Raw genomic sequence first — 22,139 nt, 5'->3', positions numbered from 1 at the left:
CTTAGTAGATCTTCCGTTCCTTGACGATGGCTTGTGCCCAGTCAGCAAAGCGTTCAGCTGCTTCAGCATCCTTTAAGATGACCAGCAAGGTATCGGTGCCGGCAATCGTGCCGACTACGTCATCGTTGTCAATGTCATCGATTAATCCTGCCAAAATTGGCGCGTAAGTCAGCTTCATGCTGGTTTGAATAACGACCGTGAACTGAACTGCAGTAACAGTAGCCACCCGTTCCCGGATTGCGTCTTTCAGCTGCCTTTCCCGGTTAACAGCAGCTGATGGCGCCTTGACATAGTAACTGCGGCCATCATCATCTGGCACCTTGCTGATGTGCAAGGCGTGAATGTCACGGGAGATGGTGGCTTGGGTTGCGTTTGCTCCATGGGATTGCAGCAAGAGCAGCAATTGTTCTTGCGTTTCAATCTTGTTGGTTTGAATCAATTCGTAAATCAGCTGTCTTCTTTCTTTGTAGTTCATAATTATTGCCCCTTAATCTTATATTTAAGCGTTTTAGATACCTTTAATTTTAGCGCACTTTTATATTTCAATAAAGCTGTTATTTAATTATTCTTGACTTATCCTGCTTTTTTTAATCAAATTTCCCCAAAAATCTCTAACACCATTAGCATTATCCAATAAAAAATGCCTTGAAGCAAATTCAAGGCATTTAATATCATTCAATTTAAATAAAAAACTACATTTCATCTGGTGCCTTAACGTCCAGCAAGTCCAGGGCTGACTTGATGACGTGGCTGACTGCTTGAACAACGGCCAAACGGGCCTTCTTGACATCTTCGTCAACGTCATCAACCAAAATTCTGGTATGAGCGTAGTACTTGTTGAAGCGCTTGGCCAGTTCCAGGGCGTACTTGGCAATCGCGCTTGGGTCGTAGCTTTCCATGGCCTTTTGAATGGTGTCGGCATAGCGGCCCATGAAGGAGACCAAGTCCCATTCTTCAGCGCCGATCTTGGTCAAGTCAACATCTGAGAAGTCGGTAATGCCGCTCTTTCTCAAAAGGCTTTCGCCACGGGCCCGGGCATATTGCACGTAAGGACCGGTTTCGCCTTCGAACTTGACAACTTCTTCCAGGTTGAAGTCGATCGGGTTGCGGCGGTAGTTCTTCAAGTCGTGGAAGACAACCGCGCCGATGCCGACTTGCTTGGCAACTTCGTCAGCGTTCTTCAAGCCGGCATTCTTTTCAGAAATCTGCTTGCGGGCCAGGTCAACGGATTCGTTCAAAACGTCTTCCAGGTTAACGACGTTACCCTTTCTGGTAGACATCTTCTGGCCGTTGATGCTCATCAGACCGAAGCTGATGTGGACAATGTCGTCTGCCCAGTCAAAGCCCATTTCCTTCAAGCAGGCACGCAGCTGCTGGAAGTAGACTTCTTGTTCCTGGCCAACAACGTAGATGGACTTGTAGAAGCCATAAGTCTTCTTCCGGTACATGGCAGTTGCCAGGTCACGGGTGATGTAAGTTGAAGTACCGTTACTCTTGATAACCATCAAAGGCGGCAGGTTGTACTTTTCAAGATCAACGATTTCAGCACCTTGGCTCTTAACCAAGAGGCCCTTGTCCCGGAGGATCTTGATTGGTTCATCCATCATTTGGGCACTGAAGGCCTCACCAGTGAAGGAGTCAAAGTGGACGTCCAGCATGTCATAAACCTTCTTGAACCGTTCCAGGGAAACTTCTCTGAACCAGCTCCACAGGCGCTTGGCTTCTTCGTCGCCGTGTTCCAGCTTGGAGAACCATTCCCGGCCGGCTTCATCGTATTCCGGGTGTTCTTCAGCTTCCCGGTTGATCCGGACGTAGTAGGACAAGAGGGTGTTGATTGGGTCCTTTTCAATGTCGGCGTCGTTACCCCACATCTTGTAGGCAGCCATCATCTTCCCGAATTGGGTGCCCCAGTCGCCAAGGTAGTCAATTCTGATTGGCTTGAAGCCTTCCTTGGCCAGGATGCGGGCAATAGCTTCACCGATCATGGTTGACCGCAGGTGGCCCATCCCCATTGGCTTGGCAATGTTAGGTGATGAGTATTCAGTTGAAACGTTCCGGCCGTGGCCAAGGTCACGGGCACCGTAGTTTTCAGGGTCAGCCAGGATTTCCTGCAAAATAGCCGCCCCAGTCTGGCTCTTGTCCAAGAAGAAGTTGATGTATGGACCAACTGCTTGAACCTTTTCAAAATTCCCCTGGTCAATCTTTTCAGCCAGTTCAGCCGCGATCAAGTTTGGCGCCTTGCGCATGGTCTTGGCTAAAGTAAAGGTTGGAAAAGCGTAATCCCCCAGCTTTTCATCCTTTGGACGTTCGATCTTGACGTCAATATCTTCCAGTGACCAGTCTGGCAAAACCATTTGTAAGGCTTCTGCAACAAGTTGTTTACCGTTCATAAAATACCTTCTTTGTTTCCTATGTCTAAAAAATTGAATAAAAATCACTCAGCGCTTGCTTGCCCCATCGCTGATGCAAAATTTAGTTCATGCTTCCTATTAATCTCATCGAGTGTGACAAAACGCTTTGCAGTCTCATTTATTTTTACTCTGTATATTATAGCAAGAGATTAGCGCCTGTGACAACAGATTTTAATAATTTCATTATACTATTTATACAGACTGCATGCATTCTATGCGTTTTCAGCTTCCATGGTCAAGCGACCGCCAGGATACTGGCGCCTAATCAGCTCATGCACGTTCTTGATCATCTGCCTGGTTGACGGAGCCAGGCGCTGCTGGTTGGAAGTCACCAGGGCAATCTTCCGGTAAAAGGGCGTGCTGAAAGGCAGGATCTTGACCTCTCCCTGCATCTTCTGCAGGGCCAAAGCCGGCAAGATGCCCAGGCCCAGGCCTGCTTCTACCATGGCTACGATTGACTGGTCGTCAATGGAGAACTGGATCGCCGTTGACTTGATGGAATAGTGGTCCAGGGCAGCTTTCGTGTCCAGGTCGTAGTCACTTTGCTGCAGGATAAAATTGTAATTTACCAGATCCTCTTCACTGACGCTGTGACCGTTTTTGACCTGGAAGTTTTTGGGGGCAATGCAGTAGATTTCGTCTTCCAGAATTTTCTCGCAGCTGATCCCCTGCTCATTTTCCGGCAGCATGGTCAAGCCCAGGTCCAGCTGCCCGCTTTTCACCGCCTGGGTGATTTCGCTGAAGCCAGCCTGGCGGACGGAAATTTTGACCTGGGGGTAGTTTTTGGCAAAATTCTGGATCAAAGGCGGCAGCCAGTTGATGCAGGCGGAAGAAAAAGCCCCAATCCGGATCAAACCTGTGTCCAGGCCTTGAATCTGCTGGGCTACCTGCTCCAGCCGGCTCTGGTCATTGATAATTTCCTGGATCAAGGGGAGAATTCTTTCCCCATCAGGCGTCAGCTTGACCCCGTTTCTTGATCTGACGAAGACTGGAAAGCCCAGTTCCGTCTCCAACTGGTTGACCGAGTGGCTGATCGCTGACGGAGTGACGTTTAAGACCAGGGCAGCCTTGTTGAAGGTCCCCTGGTCAATAACCGTCCTGAAGACTAAATATGGAAATGGCAGCATTTGCCCCTCCTTACATGAAATTATTTCACTTAAAATTAAACAAGTTGAATTTTATTATTCTTACTCAAGCAATTATAATATAGTCAACGCACAAATGACAATACAATTAGGAGCAATGAAAAATGTTAAGCAAGCTTTTTGCCAATAGAATCAAAACTGAAAATCCATCCCGCCTGCAAGGGCTCTTCCCGGAAAGCAACTTTTCCGACAACATCTCCTTTGGCGGCGGCTGCCCGGACGAAAGCCTCTTCCCAAGCCAGGCTTTGCAAGCTGCTTACCAAAAAGCCGTTAGCCAGGAACAGGCCCACTCCTTCCAATACCATGACGTTAAGGGGCCGGGCGACTTGCGCGACTATCTGGCAAACCGGGCAAGGCAGCAGGGAATCGAGGCTAACGCCGATGACATTTTGCTGACGGCTGGCGGCCAGCAGGGGATCGACCTGGTAGCCAAGCTTTTCCTGGAAGCTGGCGATGAAATGGCAGTTGAAGCTCCCAGCTATGTCGGAGCCCTGGCTGCATTTGACAATTACGAGCCAGTCTACCACGAAATTCCTCTGGAAGACGACGGAGTCAACCTGGATTACTTTGAAGAAGTACTGAAAAAGCACCCGGCAATCAAGCTTTTCTACACGGTGCCGGACTTCCACAATCCAACCGGAATCACCATGTCCCTGGCCAAGCGCCAGCGCCTGGTTGAACTGGCTAACCGCTACGACTTCGTCATCCTGGAAGACACCCCATACCGGGACCTGCGCTACCATGGGGAAACTTTGCCAAGCATCAAGAGCTTTGACACCGAAGGCCGGGTAATTTTCCTGTCCAGCTTCTCTAAGATTCTTTCCCCTGCCTTCCGCTTAGGCTGGCTGGTGGCCAGTCCGGAAATCAAGGAGCAGCTGGTCAACTTGAAGTTGTCAGCTGACCTGGAAGTACCGTACTTAGCCGCTGGTACTGTTGCTGCCTACCTGGCTGATAATGACCTGGACCAGCATATTGACCAGCTGAAGAAGGTCTACCGGGTCAAGCTGGATGCTATGGCCAAGGCTTTAAAGACTTACCTGCCAGCTGATGCCAAAATCAGCCAGCCGGAAGGCGGCTTCTTCTTCTGGGTTGAACTAGGAGATGAAATTGATACCAGACAGCTCTTGCTTGACGAAGCTGTGCCGAAAGAACACCTCATCTACGTGCCTTCTGCCAGCTTCTATCCTAATTGGGACAAAAATAACGGCCTCCGGGTCAACTTCACTGGTTCCAGTCTGAGCCAGATCGATGAAGGCGCTGAACGCTTGGGCAGAATCCTCAGCCCTGCTCAGCTGAGAATGGCAATCTAAACCAGCTAAATACTATTTGCAACCGTCCAACACTTGGGCGGTTTTTTGCTGCTAAATAACTGTCAATCTATTGTAGGCCATTTTCTGGCTAAAAAGCAATTTCTATCGTAAGAATATAAAACAAAAAGAGCCAGACTTCCGTCTGACTCTTGTCTCGCGCGGCAGCTTCCTATCCTCGCAGGCAGTTTCCCACCAACTACTTTCGGCGTTAAGAAGCTTAACTGCTGTGTTCGGCATGGGAACAGGTGTATCCTTCTTGCCATTGCCACCGCACTCTCTTTGAGCTTGCACGCTCAAAACTGAATATCTCTTTCCAAGTCAAAACCTTCATTGCTTTGCTCTTTTGGTCAAGTCCTCGACTGATTAGTACCGGTCCGCTCCAAAGCTCACGCTTCTTCCACTCCCGGCCTATCTACCTCATCGTCTCTGAGGTGTCTTACTTTCTTGAAGAAATGGGAAATCTCATCTTGAGGGGGGCTTCGCACTTAGATGCTTTCAGCGCTTATCCCGTCCGCACATAGCTACCCAGCGATGCCTTTGGCAAGACAACTGGTACACCAGCGGTGCGTCCATCCCGGTCCTCTCGTACTAAGGACAGCTCCTCTCAAATTTCCTGCGCCCACGACGGATAGGGACCGAACTGTCTCACGACGTTCTGAACCCAGCTCGCGTGCCGCTTTAATGGGCGAACAGCCCAACCCTTGGGACCGACTTCAGCCCCAGGATGCGACGAGCCGACATCGAGGTGCCAAACCTCCCCGTCGATGTGAACTCTTGGGGGAGATAAGCCTGTTATCCCCAGGGTAGCTTTTATCCGTTGAGTGATGGCCCTTCCATGCGGTACCACCAGATCACTAAGCCCTACTTTCGTACCTGCTCGAGTTGTCTCTCTCGCAGTCAAGCTCCCTTTTACCTTTACACTCTGCGAATGATTTCCAACCATTCTGAGGGAACCTTTGGGCGCCTCCGTTACACTTTAGGAGGCGACCGCCCCAGTCAAACTGCCCGTCAAACACTGTCCTCGGCCTGGATCACAGACCTGAGTTAGAGCATCCGTCAAGCAAGGGTAGTATCCCAACAGCGCCTCAGATAAGACTGGCGTCCTATCTTCTCCGGCTCCTACCTATCCTGTACATGCTTGACAGATACCCAATATTAAACTGCAGTAAAGCTCCATGGGGTCTTTCCGTCCTGTCGCGGGTAACCCGCATCTTCACGGGTATTATAATTTCACCGAGTCTCTCGTTGAGACAGTGCCCAAATCATTACACCTTTCGTGCAGGTCGGAACTTACCCGACAAGGAATTTCGCTACCTTAGGACCGTTATAGTTACGGCCGCCGTTTACTGGGGCTTCAATTCAAACCTTCGCTTGCGCTAAGCTCTCCTCTTAACCTTCCAGCACCGGGCAGGTGTCAGCACCTATACTTCATCTTACGATTTTGCAGATGCCTGTGTTTTTGATAAACAGTTGCTTGGGCCTTTTCACTGCGGCTGATCTTGCGACCAGCGCCCCTTCTCCCGAAGTTACGGGGCCATTTTGCCGAGTTCCTTAACGAGAGTTCTCTCGCTCACCTGAGGATACTCTCCTCGACTACCTGTGTCGGTTTGCGGTACGGGTGCACCGTTTCTGGCTAGAAGCTTTTCTCGGCAGTGTGACGTCGCAGCCTTCGCTACTATAATTTCGCTCCTCATCACGCCTTGTCCTTATGAGAGCAAGCATTTGACTCGCTCTCAGACTTGACGCTTGAACGTGGTATCCAGCACCACGCGCTGCTAGCCTCCTGCGTCCCTCCATCGCTCATAACGATTCGGTGCAGTACAGGAATCTCAACCTGTTGTCCATCGACTACGCCTCTCGGCCTCGCCTTAGGTCCCGACTTACCCTGGGCGGACGAGCCTGCCCCAGGAAACCTTAGTCTTGCGGCGGACAGGATTCTCACCTGTCTTTCGTTACTCATACCGGCATTCTCACTTCTAGAAGCTCCACATGTCCTCTCGGTCATGCTTCTCCGCCGCTAGAACGCTCTCCTACCACGTGCATAATGCACATCCACAGTTTCGGTATCATGCTTAGCCCCGGTAAATTTTCGGCGCGGCGTCACTCGACTAGTGAGCTATTACGCACTCTTTGAATGATGGCTGCTTCTGAGCCAACGTCCTAGTTGTCTGCGCAACTCCACATCCTTTTCCACTTAGCATGAATTTTGGGACCTTAACTGGTGATCTGGGCTGTTTCCCTTTCGACTACGGATCTTATCACTCGCAGTCTGACTCCCGCACATAAATGTCTGGAATTCGCAGTTTATCTGAATTCAGTAACCCTTGACGGGCCCCTAGTCCAAACAGAGCTCTACCTCCAGCATCCTCTTTGCGAGGCTAGCCCTAAAGCTATTTCGGAGAGAACCAGCTATCTCCAAGTTCGTTTGGAATTTCACCGCTACCCACAACTCATCCCCGCAATTTTCAACTTACGTGGGTTCGGTCCTCCAGCGCGTTTTACCGCGCCTTCAACCTGGTCATGGGTAGGTCACTTGGTTTCGGGTCTGCGTCAGCCAACTGCTCGCCCTCTTCAGACTCGCTTTCGCTGCGGCTCCGTCTTTTCTGACTTAACCTTGCTGACTAACGCAACTCGCCGGTTCATTCTACAAAAGGCACGCCATTACCCCTTAACGGGCTTTGACTACTTGTAGGCACACGGTTTCAGGTTCTCTTTCACTCCCCTCCCGGGGTTCTTTTCACCTTTCCCTCACGGTACTGGTTCACTATCGGTCACTGGTTAGTATTTAGCCTTGCGAGATGGTCCTCGCGGATTCAAACGGGATTTCACGTGTCCCGCCCTACTCAGGATACTGATAGGCCTTCTTTGGATTTCGCTTACGGGGCTCTCACCCTCTCTGGCGCGTCTTCCCAAACGCTTCTGCTATCCTCTGAAGTGCCATGTCTCAGTCCTACAACCCCGGCAGATAAATCTGCCGGTTTGGGCTCTTTCCTGTTCGCTCGCCGCTACTTGGGAAATCGATATTTCTTTCTCTTCCTGCAGCTACTTAGATGTTTCAGTTCACTGCGTGTTCCTTTCTTGTGCTATGTATTCACACAAGAATAGCATGTCTGCACATGCTGGGTTCCCCCATTCGGAGACCTCCGGATCAAAGCCTACTTACGGCTCCCCGAAGACTTTCGCGGTTAGTCGCGTCCTTCATCGGCTTCCAGTGCCAAGGCATTCACCGTGCGCCCTTCTTCACTTGACCTTGCAAGTTTGTTCTTTCGAACTCTCTCGGTCGCTTTGCAATGTTTTCATTGATCTCAATGATTCTCGGTTTTTTCTTGGAATTAAGATATTCAGTTTTCAACGTACAAGTGAGAGTTGGTACTCTCAAAACTGAACAAAGTTTCTTTTGCAGTGTGCTTCCGTAACTCACAATCGTCTATTAGTGTTCCCACTCTCTGATTGTGCGTCTTTCCTTAGAAAGGAGGTGATCCAGCCGCAGGTTCTCCTACGGCTACCTTGTTACGACTTCACCCCAGTCATCTGCCCTGCCTTAGGCGGCTGACTCCTAAAAGGTTATCCCACCGACTTTGGGCATTGCAGACTTCCATGGTGTGACGGGCGGTGTGTACAAGGCCCGGGAACGTATTCACCGCGGCGTGCTGATCCGCGATTACTAGCGATTCCAGCTTCGTGCAGGCGAGTTGCAGCCTGCAGTCCGAACTGAGAACAGCTTTAAGAGATCCGCTTGCCCTCGCGGGTTCGCTTCTCGTTGTACTGCCCATTGTAGCACGTGTGTAGCCCAGGTCATAAGGGGCATGATGACTTGACGTCATCCCCACCTTCCTCCGGTTTGTCACCGGCAGTCTCTCTAGAGTGCCCAACTTAATGATGGCAACTAAAGACAAGGGTTGCGCTCGTTGCGGGACTTAACCCAACATCTCACGACACGAGCTGACGACAGCCATGCACCACCTGTCACTGCGTCCCCGAAGGGAAAGACTTATCTCTAAGTTTGTCACAGGATGTCAAGACCTGGTAAGGTTCTTCGCGTTGCTTCGAATTAAACCACATGCTCCACCGCTTGTGCGGGCCCCCGTCAATTCCTTTGAGTTTCAACCTTGCGGTCGTACTCCCCAGGCGGAGCGCTTAATGCGTTTGCTGCGGCACTGAGAACCGGAAAGTCCCCAACACCTAGCGCTCATCGTTTACGGCATGGACTACCAGGGTATCTAATCCTGTTCGCTACCCATGCTTTCGAGCCTCAGCGTCAGTTGCAGACCAGAGAGCCGCCTTCGCCACTGGTGTTCTTCCATATATCTACGCATTCCACCGCTACACATGGAGTTCCACTCTCCTCTTCTGCACTCAAGAATGACAGTTTCCGATGCAGTTCCACGGTTGAGCCGTGGGCTTTCACATCAGACTTATCATTCCGCCTGCGCTCGCTTTACGCCCAATAAATCCGGACAACGCTTGCCACCTACGTATTACCGCGGCTGCTGGCACGTAGTTAGCCGTGACTTTCTGGTTGATTACCGTCAAATAAAGACCAGTTACTGCCTCTATCCTTCTTCACCAACAACAGAGCTTTACGATCCGAAAACCTTCTTCACTCACGCGGCGTTGCTCCATCAGACTTGCGTCCATTGTGGAAGATTCCCTACTGCTGCCTCCCGTAGGAGTTTGGGCCGTGTCTCAGTCCCAATGTGGCCGATCAGTCTCTCAACTCGGCTACGCATCATTGCCTTGGTAGGCCTTTACCCCACCAACTAGCTAATGCGCCGCGGGCTCATCCTAAAGTGACAGCTTGCGCCGCCTTTCAAACTTGAATCATGCGATTCATGTTGTTATCCGGTATTAGCACCTGTTTCCAAGTGGTATCCCAGTCTTTAGGGCAGATTGCCCACGTGTTACTCACCCATCCGCCGCTAGCGTCCAACAAATCATCCCGAAGGAATCTTTGAATTCAGCTCGCTCGACTTGCATGTATTAGGCACGCCGCCAGCGTTCGTCCTGAGCCAGGATCAAACTCTCAATTTGAAAATTGAGCCTTTTTAAATCTGCTCCAGATTATTTGCTTGCGAATTGACTTCGCTTATTTGCTTGGATCAAACAATGTTTGACCCGCACACTGCGAAACTTTGTTCAGTTTTCAAAGTACCAACTTGCGTCAAGTGACGCAACGTTTTATATCCTACTCGCTTGTTTGATTCTTGTCAACAAGTTTTTGATATTTTCTTTTTGCCTCCGCGAGACTTGCTTGTCTCACGCGGCAACAAATATTAGTATACTCGTTATTTTTGATTCGTCAAATTTGCTTTTTCATTCGTTTTATGATTGGTGCACCCGGCAGCGTTGTAATATTTTTTAACTTGTATCCTCTTCCTTTTGTTTTGCCTTTTGGGCGTGGATCATTTGTTAAAGGCACAATAGTTCGGAATATTGCTATTTTCACTAGCGAAAATGACAAGTTTTTTTATTTTTCTTTTGTAAAAGAAAAAACAGACCCGGAGGTCTGTTAAATAGTCAAAAGGTAAGAGATAGGTAGCTTACTTTAGTTCCGCCACGATTTTTTCCAAGCATTCCTTGGCTTCTTCCGGCAGCGGCGTCTTCGGATGCTCGCCGTTATAAGCATTCAACCAGTCCAGCCGGTCCTGCATCCGGGCCCGGAGGCTTTGCTTGTAGTCAGCTGAATCTAAGTCAACCGGATAGGCAGCAAGCGGCATATAGCTGACACCGGCAAAATCGCCAAAAGCTTCCCACTGGTCAGTATCATCCACCAGCTTTTCAATGATCTCCAGGGTCAGTTCCTTAGGAATATTTTTCCCGCAAAAAGCATCCGTGTTTAAAACATAGCATTCAGCTCCGCGCTTGGTGAAAAGCTCCTTGAAGTCACCATAGTCGCCAGCTACCGGGTAAGCTCTGAAGGGGTCAGCAAAAGGTTCAATGACCAAGGTGTTCATGTCAAAACCCTTTGGCAGGTTCTCTGCCGAAGTCCGCTTGGTCGCTAAAGTCAAGCCCAGCGTCGTGGCCAAAACCGGATCCGTCACCTTTAATACAGGCGGCAAAGAGTTGTCCTTCATGATCCAGAAGAGGGCTGTGATTGGATTTTCTTCCACATCGACCCGATTGGCTGAAGTATACCGGCTCTTGATGACCCGGCCGTTATTGTTTCGGAGGTCTTCAGTGACTAATACCTTCCGCCCTTCTTCATCCAGAGTAACCGCGCAGTTCATTACGGCGGTGTAGTACTTGGTCTCGTGGTGACCAGCCGGATAGTCGTGGGTCTTGTCAAAGTAAGCGGGCTCCAAAGCTACTGAGCTGCCGTCTTCTCTTGAGATAATGAAAGCATCGTCGTGCAAAACCGTAATGTCGTACTTGCCACCATGATCAGCATGAGTCAAGGTTGATTTGCCCGAACCTGATAACCCGTAAAAGGCGAAAACCTTGTCCTCCTTGTCTTCAAAGTGGAAGGCCTGCTCGCCCCCGTGGCAGGCGGCATAGCCGTGCCGGTGGGCCAGGGCCCAGGCTAAAGTCAAGGTCCCCTTCTTCAGCTCCCCGAAATAGCGGAGGCCAAACACCGCGGCGCAGTTATGCGGAGCGTCAAAAATTGCCAGTCCGTCCGGGTAAGCTGGATCCGTTACATTCGGGTCAAAGTAGAAGTAGAGGTCCCCTTCATCATAAAGCTTGGACTGCTCATACATCTCAGCCGCTTTTTCATCAAAAAATTTGAAGTTGAGCACGTAACTGAGCAGGTTAAAAGCCTGATCTTCCGGCAGCATCAAGTGGGCCTTTAATGTAAATGAAGGATCCAGCCCAACCAAGACCGTCGCCTTTAAATACTTTTGCTCATGCCCCGCATAGATGTCCTCATACAGACAATTAGTTAATGCAGCCGCATCCTCATCTGGGTCATCAACAAAGTGCCGGGCTGACGCCGTCCGGCCCAAGACCTTGCCGTGGTTGTAAACCAATTGCTTGGCCCCGACCGGCAGACCCAAATCACTGGTGTGCAGGATCGGCAGATCTGTCTCAATCACCCCTGGCTGTCTTTTAGCCAGTTCATATGCCTCAGCTACACTCTTGACTTCATGAACATTATTGCCGTAAAAAGCTGATTCAATAGTCGCCCGTACCCGGCTGAACTTCTTATTAGCCTTGACCAGTTCACTCTGCTTAAAACGTTCTCTAGTGCTCATAATCTCTTCCTTTCATCATCACATCATTTATCATAAAGCGGTTTCAACCGTTTTCCTTTATCATAACACAGGTATGTGAAGGAGTGAACTTTAATTTGCTAATTCTTGGTAAAAAAAGACAGCAGCCTGAGAGCTGCTGTCTAAGATAGTATTCTATTTTAGTCTGTTCTTTTTCAGCTTAGTTTTCGCCGCGCACGAACTTGCTTGCCTGGATACCAGCTTGCCGGCCAAAGACTACAGTTTCAGCAACTGAGTTGCCGCCAATCCGGTTGTTGCCGTGCAGGCCCCCGGAAACTTCACCAGCCGCGTAAAGGCCTTCGATAACCTTGTCGTCCTTGCCCAAAACTTGAGTTTCAGGGTTGATGTGCAAACCGCCCATCGTGTAGTGGATAGCTGGGTGAATGTGAATAGCAAAGTATGGAGCAACAGAGATGTCGCGGTCCATCCCGGTAGTCCGGCCAAAGGCTTGGTCGTCTTGGTTCTTGACTGCTTCGTTCCAGCTGGCAACAGTTGCTTCAAGGCCCGCTGCGTCAACGCCGATCTTGCCGGCCAGTTCTTCCAAAGTAGCACCGTGTTCTACCAGGCCGATGTGGTCGTAGAATTCAACTGCCTTAACGTGGTCGCGGACGCCTTGGTCAAAGATGAGGTAGGCACCGTCTTCATTCAAGCCAGTGATGGCTGCTGAAACAACTTTCCGGGTGTCCAGTTCATTGATGAAGCGCTGGCCAGCCTTGTTGACCAAAATAGCGCCTTCGCCCCGGACAGCTTCCCCGATCAAGAAGGTCTTTTCACCATCAGTTTGGGCAGTTGGGTGAACTTGGATAAAGTCCATTTGCACCAGTTCCGCACCGGCTTCTTCACCCAAGATCAAGCCGTCACCAGTTGCACCAGCTTGGTTGGTCGTCTTGTAGCCTTCCAGGTCTGGCCGGTACTTCTTGATGATTTCCTTGGAAGCACCGAAACCACCGGTTGCCAAAATAACAGCCTTGGCCATAACTTGCCGGCGGCCATCTGGACCAACGACGTCAATGCCAGTTACCTTGCCGTTTTCGTCTTGCAAAAGCTTAACAACCTTGGTCTTGTTGAAGACTGGAATCCGGGCTGCTTCAATGCTCTTCAACAGGCCGGTAATCAAGTAGCCGCCAACTGGCGCCATAGATGCTGGCCGGTGAGCCCGCTTCTTGCTCATCCCCCCGGTAATAGTCAAGTCATCCAGCTCAACGCCGTATTGCTTCAGCCAGTCAATTGCCAGAGCAGCGTGGTCAACGAAGTAGGTCAGCATTGCTTCATCGTTCAAGTTGCCGCCGCCCTTAAGGGTTTCTTGGTAGAAGTCAGCCTTGTTGTCGATAATGCCGTGCTTGTATTGAACCAGGGATTCAGCCGCGTTCATCCCAGATGAAGCCTTGCTGGTGTTACCGCCCAAAACTTCGTTCTTTTCGAAAACAGCCACGCTGGCGCCAAGTTCATGTGCCTGCAAGGCAGCAGACAAACCGGTACCACCGGCCCCGATGACTACCAGGTCGTAGCTTGGGTTGACTAAATCGATTGGAGTGGACTTAAATTCGTATTTTGCCATGATAGTTCCTCTACTCAAATTATTTATTACTTACCTCCACATTATAAACTATTTTTTAACTTTTTAAAATTGAAAAGGCTATTTTTTAAAAATGTCAATTTGTTTCTAACTTTGCCAAAAAGAAAAGAATCTCCTGCAATGAGAAGATTCTTTCAAAAAATACTTACCGGTGCTGGTGGTTCAGCTTCTTGGCCAGGAAGTCGCCGACCACTTGCACGATGAAGATCATGATTACGACCAGGAGAGTGGCCAGGAAGGTCACGTCGTTGGCGAAGTCGCGGTAGCCGTATTGGATAGCGGTCGTACCCAGACCACCGGCCCCAACGGCCCCGGCCATAGCGGTCAAGCCGATCAGACTGATGATGGAAACAGTCGATACCCTGATGATTTCTGACCGCGTTTCCTTGAGGTAGACGTCAAAAATAATGTCCCAGTTGCTTGCGCCCAGGCTCTGGGCTGCTTCAACCTTGCCCGGGTCCAGGCTTTCCAGAGCGACTTGCACCTGGCGGGCATAAAATGGGAAGATCCCCAAAGTCAGTGGCACCAGAGCAGCCGTGTCCCCGATTTCCGTCCCCACGATCAAGCGGGTCAAAGGTGAAATGAAGGCCAAAAGAATAATGAATGGAATGGCCCGCAGAACGGAGATCAGCTTGTCGCAGAAGTTGAACCAAAACTTGTTTTCCAGGATCCCGCCTGGTTCGGTCAGAACCAGAACAACCCCGAAGAAGAGGCCCAGAACTCCGCCGAAGATCGACGGCCAGAAGGTCATGTAGATGATCTGCAGAATTGAGGTGCCCCAGCCGGTGTCCCCGCTCCAGCCCAAGTTGTAAATATTTGGAAAGGTCTGCGCGATCCAGTGTACCAAACCATTAATCATAAGCGGTTACCTCTTTCGTCTAATTCCGTTACCGTGACACCCTCGTCGTTTAAGAACTTCAAGGTTGCCTTCTGCTTTTCAGCATCCCCCTTGACCGTGACCAGCAAAGTCCCGACCGGTTCGTCCGCCAAAACTTCCACGTTGCCGTAAAGCATCGATGCTTCCACGCCGACTTCCCGGTAGAGCTCGATGATGATCGACTTGGCCACGTTGTTCAAGCTGTAGACCAGCTGGTAGAGGGCTTCATTTTCAGCCAGGCTGATGTTCAAGCTCTTCAAGGTGTCAACTACGGCCAAAGAGCCACCGACGAACTTCTGGGTCAGTTCAGCCTTTGGCTGAAGGAAGACATCCCGTAAGTTGCCGTTTTCCACGACCCGGCCATTTTCCATAACTGCCACCTTGTTGGCGATCTTCTTAACCGCGTCCATTTCGTGGGTGATCAAAACGATGGTCAAGCCCAGTTCCCGGTTTAGTTTCTTCAAAAGGTCCAGGATCTGGATGGTCGTCTGTGGGTCCAAGGCACTGGTTGCTTCGTCTGACAAAAGGATTTCCGGATCATTGGCCAAAGCGCGGGCAATCGCCACCCGCTGCTGCTGACCGCCGGAGAGCTGGGCTGGATAGGCATTGGCCTTGTCTTCCAGGTCAACCAGCTTCAGAAGCTTGTGGCATTTTTCTTCCAGCTCATCGTCAGAGAGGTCTGAGTGCTTGAGGGCAAAGGCAATGTTTTCAATGACTGTTGTTTCATTCAGTAGGTTGAACTGCTGGAAAATCATCCCGATCTTCCGGCGGCGGGCCTGCAGGTCCTTGCCGCTGATCACCTGCTTGCCGTCTTTGACAAAGTCGACACCCTCAACCACGACATCTCCAGCCGTTGGCTTTTGCAAAAGGTTGATGGTTCTGACCAGGGTAGACTTCCCGGCCCCGGAAAAACCGACGATCCCGTAGATGTCGCCTTTTTCGACGTGCAGAGTCACGTCCTGCACGGCTTGCACATCGGCAGCCTTTTTCCGCTTAAAAGTCACACTGACGTGGTCCAGTTGAATAATGCTCATATGATCAAAGCTTCTTTCTAGGTTAAGTTAAAAATCTTAGAACTTGGCGTCCCAAGCTGCAACTTGCTTGCTGCCGTAGTACTTCTTGTACAGCTGCTTGGTCTTTTCAGTCTGGTAAGCCTTAACGACTTCCTTGTAAGCCTTCTTGTTCTTGTCCTTCTTGCGGGCAACGATGATGTTGATCCATTGGTATGAGTCCTTGTTGATTGGTTCAACGTAGATGGTTTGCTTGTCGCCCAGGCCGGCTGGGTTGGCGTAGTCGTTGTTGACAACAGCAGCGTCAACTGACTTCAAAACTCTGGCAGCTTGTTCAGTAGCAACTTCCTTGATCTTGAAGTTCTTCGGGTTGCTCTTGATGTCAGCAACAGTGTAAAGCTTAGTTGCGCTGGTTCCCTTCAGAGTGATCAGGCCGGCGTTCTTCAGAACCAAGAGAGCCCGGGCTTCGTTGGTCGCGTCGTTTGGAACAGCGATCGTAGCACCCTTTGGCAGAGCCTTCAATGACTTGTACTTAAGTGAGTAAAGACGGATTGGAGCGATGTAGGTCTTGCCGATAGCTACCAAGTTGCTCTTGTTGGCCTTGTTCCAGTTGTTCAAGAAGTTGTAGTGCTGGAAAGCGTTAAGGTCCAGGTCCCCTGACTTCAAGGCGCTGTTTGGCTGGTTGTAGTCAGAGAAGTTCTTGGTCTTGACAATAATACCATACTTCTTCTTGGCCGTGGCAGCCACGCTCTTCCAGATAGCCCGTTCAGCCTTGGTTGCCCCAACGGTCCCAACGGTCACCGTTTCAGTTTTAGCGCTTTGCTGACCGCCCTTCTTGCCAAAGGAGAAGAAGGCGATAACAGCCACAACTACAACGGCCACAACAGCAATAATAATGTTTCTTTGTTTCTTTTTTCTCATGATTAATACCTCCAGAAACACAGCAGCAATCCCGATCAGCGGCAGTCAAATTCGAACAGAAAAGAAAAAGCGCCCGTCCTTGATAAAGGACGAGCGCTCGTGATACCACCTTTAGTTCATTCATTACTTGCGTAATAAATCTCACCAGCTGTCTCCAAACTAAAGCAGAAACAGCTTGCTTGTTTAACGAGAGCAACCCCGGCAGCGGCTAAATATCACCGCAACATATCATTCCAAGCCCATGTTCACCGGAACTCTCCTGGCGGCTTTCACCATCTGCCGCCTCTCTGTAAAGGATCGTCACCCGACTACTCTGCTTTTCGAGATAACTTTTCTTAACTTGATGCTCTAAATTTATCATTATTTTTTAAGTAAGTCAAGCCTTTTTCTAAAAAAATGTTAAAGCTCATTCCGGTCCTTGCCATAAGCGGCCAAAAGATCCCGCAGCTTGGCATCTTTCCCCTTCTCCGTCAGGACGTTGCTGACTTCTTTGATCCCATCGCAGATCCGCGACATGATTCTGAAGAGGGTCATGCCGGCAAAGAAGAGGACGACGACCGTGAAGATGGCCCGGCCAGAGAGCGGACTCAGCTTGAAGAAGCCAGGAATAAAGATGATCGACAAGATGATGCAGACCACTGACAGGGCCAAAACGCCCAGCTTGTACTTGTTGAGCGGCCGTGAGATCCAGAAGAGGACCATCAAGCCCACCAAGACCAGGAGGGCAGTTGACGCGGTCGCGACTTCATTGTCCCCAATATTGGTAAACTTGTTGGTCAAGACCAGGATGCTGACGGCCAGCCAGTCGGTAATCCCGCCAGGGATTGACTTGGTCAGAATGTTGACCGTGAAATTGCCCCGGATCCGGGAATGGTTCTTTTCCAGAGCCAAAAGGAAGGATGGCAGGCCGATCGTAAAGCTGGAGATCAAGGTGATCTGTGCCGGCTTGATTGGGTAGTTAATCGTCAAGATCAAGGAAAAGACCGCCATCAGCAAGGAGAAGATGTTTTTAACCAAAAAGAGGCCAGCTGAACGTTCAATATTGTTGACCACCTGCCGGCCCTCATTGACCACCTGGGGCATCTTGGCAAAATTGGAGTCCAGCAAAACCACCTGGGAGGCCTGGACAGCAGCGCTGTTGCCTGAAGCCATGGCAATGCTGCAGTCGGCTTCCTTCATGGCCAGGATGTCATTGACCCCGTCTCCGGTCATGGCCACAGTCTTACCGATCCTCTGCAGGGCCTGGACGAATTCCTTTTTTTGCTCCGGCTTGACCCGGCCAAAGACATTGTATTCAGCCATAGCCTGCTCGTATTCACCCGGCTTGATCGTCTGAGCATCGATGTATTTTTCCGCCCCGGCAATCCCGGCCTGGCCGGCCACCCGGGAAACGGTAACCGGATTGTCCCCGGAGATGACTTTGATTTCCACCCCTTGCTTGGCAAAATATTCAAAAGTCTCCTTGGCCTCTTTCCGGATCGGGTTGGACAAAAGTACGTAGCCCAGAACTTCGACCTCCTGGGTCAAGGCTTCCTTTTCATCCGCCAGTTCAGCTGGATACTTGGCAAAAGCCAGGACCCGGTAGCCTTCTTCTGGGTAACGGGCAAACTCTTCCTGGCAGGCTTTCAGCTGAGAGCGCAGGATCATTTCCGGTGCCCCCAAAAGCAGAGTGTAGCCGGCAAAAACCGCCCCGCTGTACTTGTTGACTGAAGTAAAAGGAATTACCCTTTTGGCATTGACCAAGGGCTGGTCCTGGCCAAACTTCTGGCTCAAGGCTTCAGCGGTGATATTATCGACAGGCATGTTGGAAACGTAGGCAGCAAGCCGATCTTCCAAATCATTTCCCGGGTAATTTTTTGCCGGGACGACTTTTTCCACCGCCATTTTTGGCTCAGTGATCGTCCCCGTCTTGTCAACGCAGAGAACATTGACCCGGGCCAGGGTTTCCACGCTTTTCATGTCGTGCAGCATGACCTGATTTCTGGCCAGGCGCATGGCAGCCAGGGCCAGGGCCACCGTCGTCAAAAGATAAAGTCCTTCCGGGATCATGCCGATAATGGCTGCTTCCATCGAACTGATCGATTCAGCAAAAGACCGGTGGTTGAGGAAGTATCCTTGGGCAAAAAGGGCTACCCCCATTGGAATGATGATGATGCCGACCCACTTGATCAAACGGTTGATGGCCCGGATCATCTTTGACTCTTCTCCGCCGCCCATGGCTTTGGCTTCCGCCGTCAATTTGGCGATGTAAGACTGGCTGCCCACCTTGACCAGCTGAGCCATGACTTCACCGGAAACGACGAAAGAACCGGACAAAAGCTCATCGCCAACCTCCTTGGCAATTTCGTCGCTTTCCCCGGTCAAGAGCGATTCATTGACCCGGACGCTGCCGTCGACCACCTTGGCATCGGCCGGGATCTGGTCACCGGCTTTTAAGAGGACCAGGTCCCCTTCAACCAGCTGGTCAATTGGCACCTGCCGCCTTTTTCCGCCTCTGAGCGCCAGAACTTTGGTCTGGTTTAAGACCTGCAGCTTGCTTAAAACGGATTTTGCCCGGATTTCCTGGACGATCCCGACGATCGTGTTCAAGATAATCACCGGCAAAAAAGTCAAGTCACGAATATCACCGGCAATTAAAAGCAGGATGGTCAAAACCAGGAAGATCAAGTTGAAGTAGGTAAAGGTGTTTTCAACGATGATCTGCCGGTTGGTCTTGAACTCATCATCAATGGCGGTGTTGACCTTGCCGGCCGCTTTTTTCTGTTCGACCTCCTCCTCGGTCAGCCCCGTCTGCAAATTTGTTTTCATCACTCACATCTCACTTTTCACAACTTGCCCTCCCTGCTATTTTTTGCGCAGGTAGGTCTCAAAGACATAATCATACTTGTTCTTGCCATCAGCCTGGTGGGCTTCTGTATTTACCAGGTCAAAAGCCGCCCAGGCAAGGTCCGGCATGTAGGTGTCAGCTGGAAAAGTCCCCTTAATCCGGGTCACTTCCAGCTTGTCAACCTGGTCAGCCAGCAGGGCAAAGAGGCTGGAGCCGCCAATAACGCAGACTTCCCCGGCTTGCTCCTTCAGCCAGCTGGAAACTTCTTCTTCGCTTTTCAGCTGCAAAACCCCAGCTGGCAGGTCCAATTTTCTGCTGGAAAGGACGACATGCTCCCGGCCTGGCAGAAGACCCGGCAAGGACTCAAAAGTCTTTCTCCCCATCAGCATGGGATGACCCATGGTCTTTTCCTTAAAGTGGGCCAAATCAGCGGGCAAGTGCCAGGGCAGGCGGCCCTGGTAGCCGATGGCGCCTTTTTCATCTTGTGCCCAAACATAGCTAAGCAATTTTTTCACCCTTTCTAAACGGCAACCGGGGCCTTGATCGTGGACCCATGCTGGTAGTTGACCAATTTGATATCGGCCATTTCAAAATCTGCTACTTTTTTCTTCTCTGGGTTCAGCCACAAAGTTGGCGCGTCAAATGGCGTTCTTTTCAGCTGCTCTTCAACCTGGGCAAAGTGGTTCTTGTAAATGTGGGCATCCCCGATAGTGTGGACGAACTCACCCACTTCCAGGCCGGTTTCCCGAGCAATCAACGATAAAAGCAAAGAGTAGCTGGCGATGTTAAATGGCACGCCTAAGAACATGTCACCTGAGCGTTGGTAAAGCTGCAGGCTGAGCTTGCCGTCAGCCACATAAAACTGGAAAAGGACATGGCAAGGCGGCAGGGCGCTGGAAGGAACGTCTTCCGGGTTCCAGGCCGTTACAATCAAGCGGCGGGAGTCGGGATTGGTCTTGATCTGCTCAATCACGTTCGCGATCTGGTCGATAAAGCCGCCATCCCGCTTGCCCCAGTGCCGCCACTGGGCCCCATAGACGTCGCCCAGGTTGCCGTATTTTTGAGCAAAAGCTTCATCATCCAGAATCCGCTGGCAGAATTTCTGCATTTCTTCATCATAGACTGCCTTAAATTCCGGGTCCTTTTGACTCCTGAGGCCAAAGTCAGTCATGTCCGGGCCCTGGTATTCCGGGCTGGTTACCCAGTTCTTGAAGGCCCATTCGTCCCAAATGTGGTTTTTATGTTCAAGCAAGAAGCGGATATTGGTGTCTCCCCGCAAGAACCACAAAAGCTCGCTCTTGATCAAGCCAAAAGGCACCCGCTTGGTTGTCAAGACCGGGAAGCCCTGGCTTAAGTCAAAGCGCATTTGGGCCCCAAAGAGGCTTCTGGTGCCTGTCCCAGTCCGGTCATTTTTGTCATTGCCTTCGGTCATGATCTTTTTCAGTAAGTCTAAATATGCTTGATCTTGATTTGCCATTTCCTTGTCCTTTGCAAAAACTTTTTACTTCACTTCACCTTTAGTCTAACAGAATTTTTTAGCAGGTGTTAATCTTTACAAAAAGCTTAACAGATGGAAAAAGCCCTAGCAGGATTGGCCTGCCAGGGCTTGTCATTGTTCTTCTTTTTTCGCTTTTTAGCTAATTAACCTTGAAAAAGGCCTTTTTCCCGGACAGGGTCCGCTCGATATCAGTCATGCTCTGGAAGAACATGTTCTTGACCGCCATCTTGGTATAGTAGGCTGAGTGCGGGGACATGACCACATTCGGCAGGTTGATCAGCTCCGTGTACTCTTCCGGCAAAGAACCCACGTCCTCAAACTTGCGGCCGAAGATTTTTTCTTCCCCTTCCAAAACGTCCAGGGCAGCCCCGCCGATTTCATGATATTTCAAGGCCACAATTAAGGCCGCGGTATCGACCAGTTCACCTCTTGACTGGTTGACCAGGATCGCGTCGTCCTTCATCTTGGCAAATTCATTGGCGCTGAACATGCCCTTGTTTTCCGGAGTCAGCGGGATGTGCAGCTGAACGATATCGCTTTCCTTGATCAAGGTCTCAAAGTCAACGAAGTCCAAAAAAGGCTCTAAAGAAGCATTATAAACCGGGTCATAGCCGATGACTCTAGCCCCCAGGGCATGGTACATTTCCGCCGCTGCTGCCCCGATCCGGCCCAAGCCGACGATGCCGACCGTCTGGTTGAAGATCTCATCGCTCATCAGCTCCGTTGGCCGGGTAAAGTCCCCCCGCCGCATCTTCCGGTGATAGTAGCCCCACTTGCGCAAAAGGTACATGGCCCCGGTCAAGCCGTTTTCCGCGATTGCCCGCGGCGAATAAGCCGGCACATTAGCGACGGTAATCCCGTACTTAGTGGCCGCTTCCAAGTCGATATTGTCCGCCCCTACCTTCCGCAAGGCCAGGTGCTTGACTCCTCCTTGCGCCAAAGTCTCAAGGTCAGCGGCCGTCAAGGCTTCTGCCTGCTGGGTCGAAACTGCCTCAAAGCCCTTGGCTTCTTCCAGGTTATCTGCCGTCAAGGGGCTGTGGGTATAAGAAATTTTATCGTCTGGGTGTTGGTCCTGCCACTCTTTTAAAAAAGCTTCTTCCACCGGCGTAATGCCGAACAAGTATGCCTTCATCTTTTTTCTCCTCATAATTGACAAATTTTGCCAAACAAGCTCTCGTTTTTTCTGATTCTGGTATCCTAAAGTAAAAGCCTTATGCTTTTCTTTATATTATGACAAAAAAATTAAAAGATTGCTAGAGTGATTTTTAGTTATCGCATTTTTTAACACTTCTGTAATCTTTAAGCTAAAGGCCAGAAAAAACTGAAAAGAAAACATGGAGAAAAAGTATAAAGCAA

General features: G+C 50.4%; 13 protein-coding genes and 3 rRNA genes. 1 reads left to right on the top strand and 15 read right to left on the bottom strand.

Features of this window, described 5'->3' with window-relative positions; translation table 11 throughout:
* Position 1 precedes the first annotated feature (1 nt).
* The 3 genes from ACYVUU_RS04010 to ACYVUU_RS04000 all read right to left on the bottom strand — a co-directional run bounded on the left by ACYVUU_RS04010 (position 2) and on the right by ACYVUU_RS04000 (position 3,538).
* Complete coding sequence (locus ACYVUU_RS04010; RefSeq protein WP_439775157.1) at positions 2-475, bottom strand: arginine repressor; 474 nt, start codon at positions 473-475, stop codon at positions 2-4.
* A gap of 217 nt (positions 476-692) precedes the next feature.
* Positions 693-2,390: an arginine--tRNA ligase gene (gene argS, locus ACYVUU_RS04005; protein WP_484500016.1), complete on the bottom strand. Its 1,698-nt coding sequence runs from the start codon at positions 2,388-2,390 to the stop codon at positions 693-695.
* Positions 2,391-2,623: 233 nt separating this feature from the next.
* Entirely contained in the window at positions 2,624-3,538 is a 915-nt protein-coding gene (locus ACYVUU_RS04000) for a LysR family transcriptional regulator (protein WP_484500015.1), read from the bottom strand.
* Positions 3,539-3,660: 122 nt separating this feature from the next.
* Here ACYVUU_RS04000 and ACYVUU_RS03995 point away from each other — a divergent pair, with 122 nt between their 5' ends.
* Positions 3,661-4,866 carry an aminotransferase-like domain-containing protein gene (locus ACYVUU_RS03995; RefSeq protein ID WP_484500014.1) on the top strand — a complete coding sequence of 402 codons (1,206 nt, stop codon included), beginning with the start codon at positions 3,661-3,663 and terminating at the stop codon, positions 4,864-4,866.
* A gap of 156 nt (positions 4,867-5,022) precedes the next feature.
* Here ACYVUU_RS03995 and rrf read toward each other — a convergent pair.
* From rrf to ACYVUU_RS03935, 12 genes are all read right to left on the bottom strand, one after another.
* Positions 5,023-5,139 (bottom strand): 5S ribosomal RNA (gene rrf / locus ACYVUU_RS03990).
* 70 nt (positions 5,140-5,209) lie between these two features.
* Positions 5,210-8,116: ribosomal RNA gene (locus ACYVUU_RS03985) — 23S ribosomal RNA — on the bottom strand.
* Between the two features lie 218 nt (positions 8,117-8,334).
* Positions 8,335-9,897: ribosomal RNA gene (locus ACYVUU_RS03980) — 16S ribosomal RNA — on the bottom strand.
* The 16S, 23S and 5S rRNA genes sit together here, the layout of an rRNA operon.
* A 509-nt stretch (positions 9,898-10,406) precedes the next feature.
* Positions 10,407-12,056 (bottom strand): phosphoenolpyruvate carboxykinase (ATP), encoded by a 1,650-nt coding sequence (locus ACYVUU_RS03975; protein ID WP_484500013.1) that lies wholly within the window; start codon positions 12,054-12,056, stop codon positions 10,407-10,409.
* 178 nt (positions 12,057-12,234) lie between these two features.
* Complete coding sequence (locus ACYVUU_RS03970) at positions 12,235-13,632, bottom strand: flavocytochrome c (RefSeq protein WP_484500012.1); 1,398 nt, start codon at positions 13,630-13,632, stop codon at positions 12,235-12,237.
* 163 nt (positions 13,633-13,795) lie between these two features.
* Entirely contained in the window at positions 13,796-14,509 is a 714-nt protein-coding gene (locus ACYVUU_RS03965; RefSeq protein WP_439776212.1) for a methionine ABC transporter permease, read from the bottom strand.
* The gene (locus tag ACYVUU_RS03960) at positions 14,506-15,561 is read right to left on the bottom strand and encodes a methionine ABC transporter ATP-binding protein (RefSeq protein ID WP_439776211.1); all 1,056 of its coding nucleotides are present in this window, start codon (positions 15,559-15,561) and stop codon (positions 14,506-14,508) included. The genes ACYVUU_RS03965 and ACYVUU_RS03960 overlap by 4 nt, the downstream gene beginning before the upstream one ends.
* Positions 15,562-15,597: 36 nt before the next feature.
* Complete coding sequence (locus ACYVUU_RS03955) at positions 15,598-16,458, bottom strand: MetQ/NlpA family ABC transporter substrate-binding protein (RefSeq protein WP_439776210.1); 861 nt, start codon at positions 16,456-16,458, stop codon at positions 15,598-15,600.
* Positions 16,459-16,857: 399 nt separating this feature from the next.
* Complete coding sequence (locus ACYVUU_RS03950) at positions 16,858-19,266, bottom strand: HAD-IC family P-type ATPase (protein ID WP_484500011.1); 2,409 nt, start codon at positions 19,264-19,266, stop codon at positions 16,858-16,860.
* A gap of 36 nt (positions 19,267-19,302) precedes the next feature.
* Positions 19,303-19,791 carry a dihydrofolate reductase gene (locus tag ACYVUU_RS03945; RefSeq protein WP_484500010.1) on the bottom strand — a complete coding sequence of 163 codons (489 nt, stop codon included), beginning with the start codon at positions 19,789-19,791 and terminating at the stop codon, positions 19,303-19,305.
* A gap of 14 nt (positions 19,792-19,805) precedes the next feature.
* A complete protein-coding gene (locus tag ACYVUU_RS03940) occupies positions 19,806-20,762 on the bottom strand; it encodes a thymidylate synthase (protein ID WP_439776207.1) in 957 nt (318 codons plus the stop codon).
* A 160-nt stretch (positions 20,763-20,922) separates the two neighbouring features.
* The gene (locus ACYVUU_RS03935; RefSeq protein WP_484500009.1) at positions 20,923-21,915 is read right to left on the bottom strand and encodes a D-2-hydroxyacid dehydrogenase; all 993 of its coding nucleotides are present in this window, start codon (positions 21,913-21,915) and stop codon (positions 20,923-20,925) included.
* Positions 21,916-22,139: the final 224 nt, after the last annotated feature.

This window comes from Lactobacillus sp. WILCCON 0058, assembly GCF_057198005.1.
Note: the sequence above shows the minus strand (reverse complement) of the source record. Positions and strands in the feature narration are given on the sequence as shown.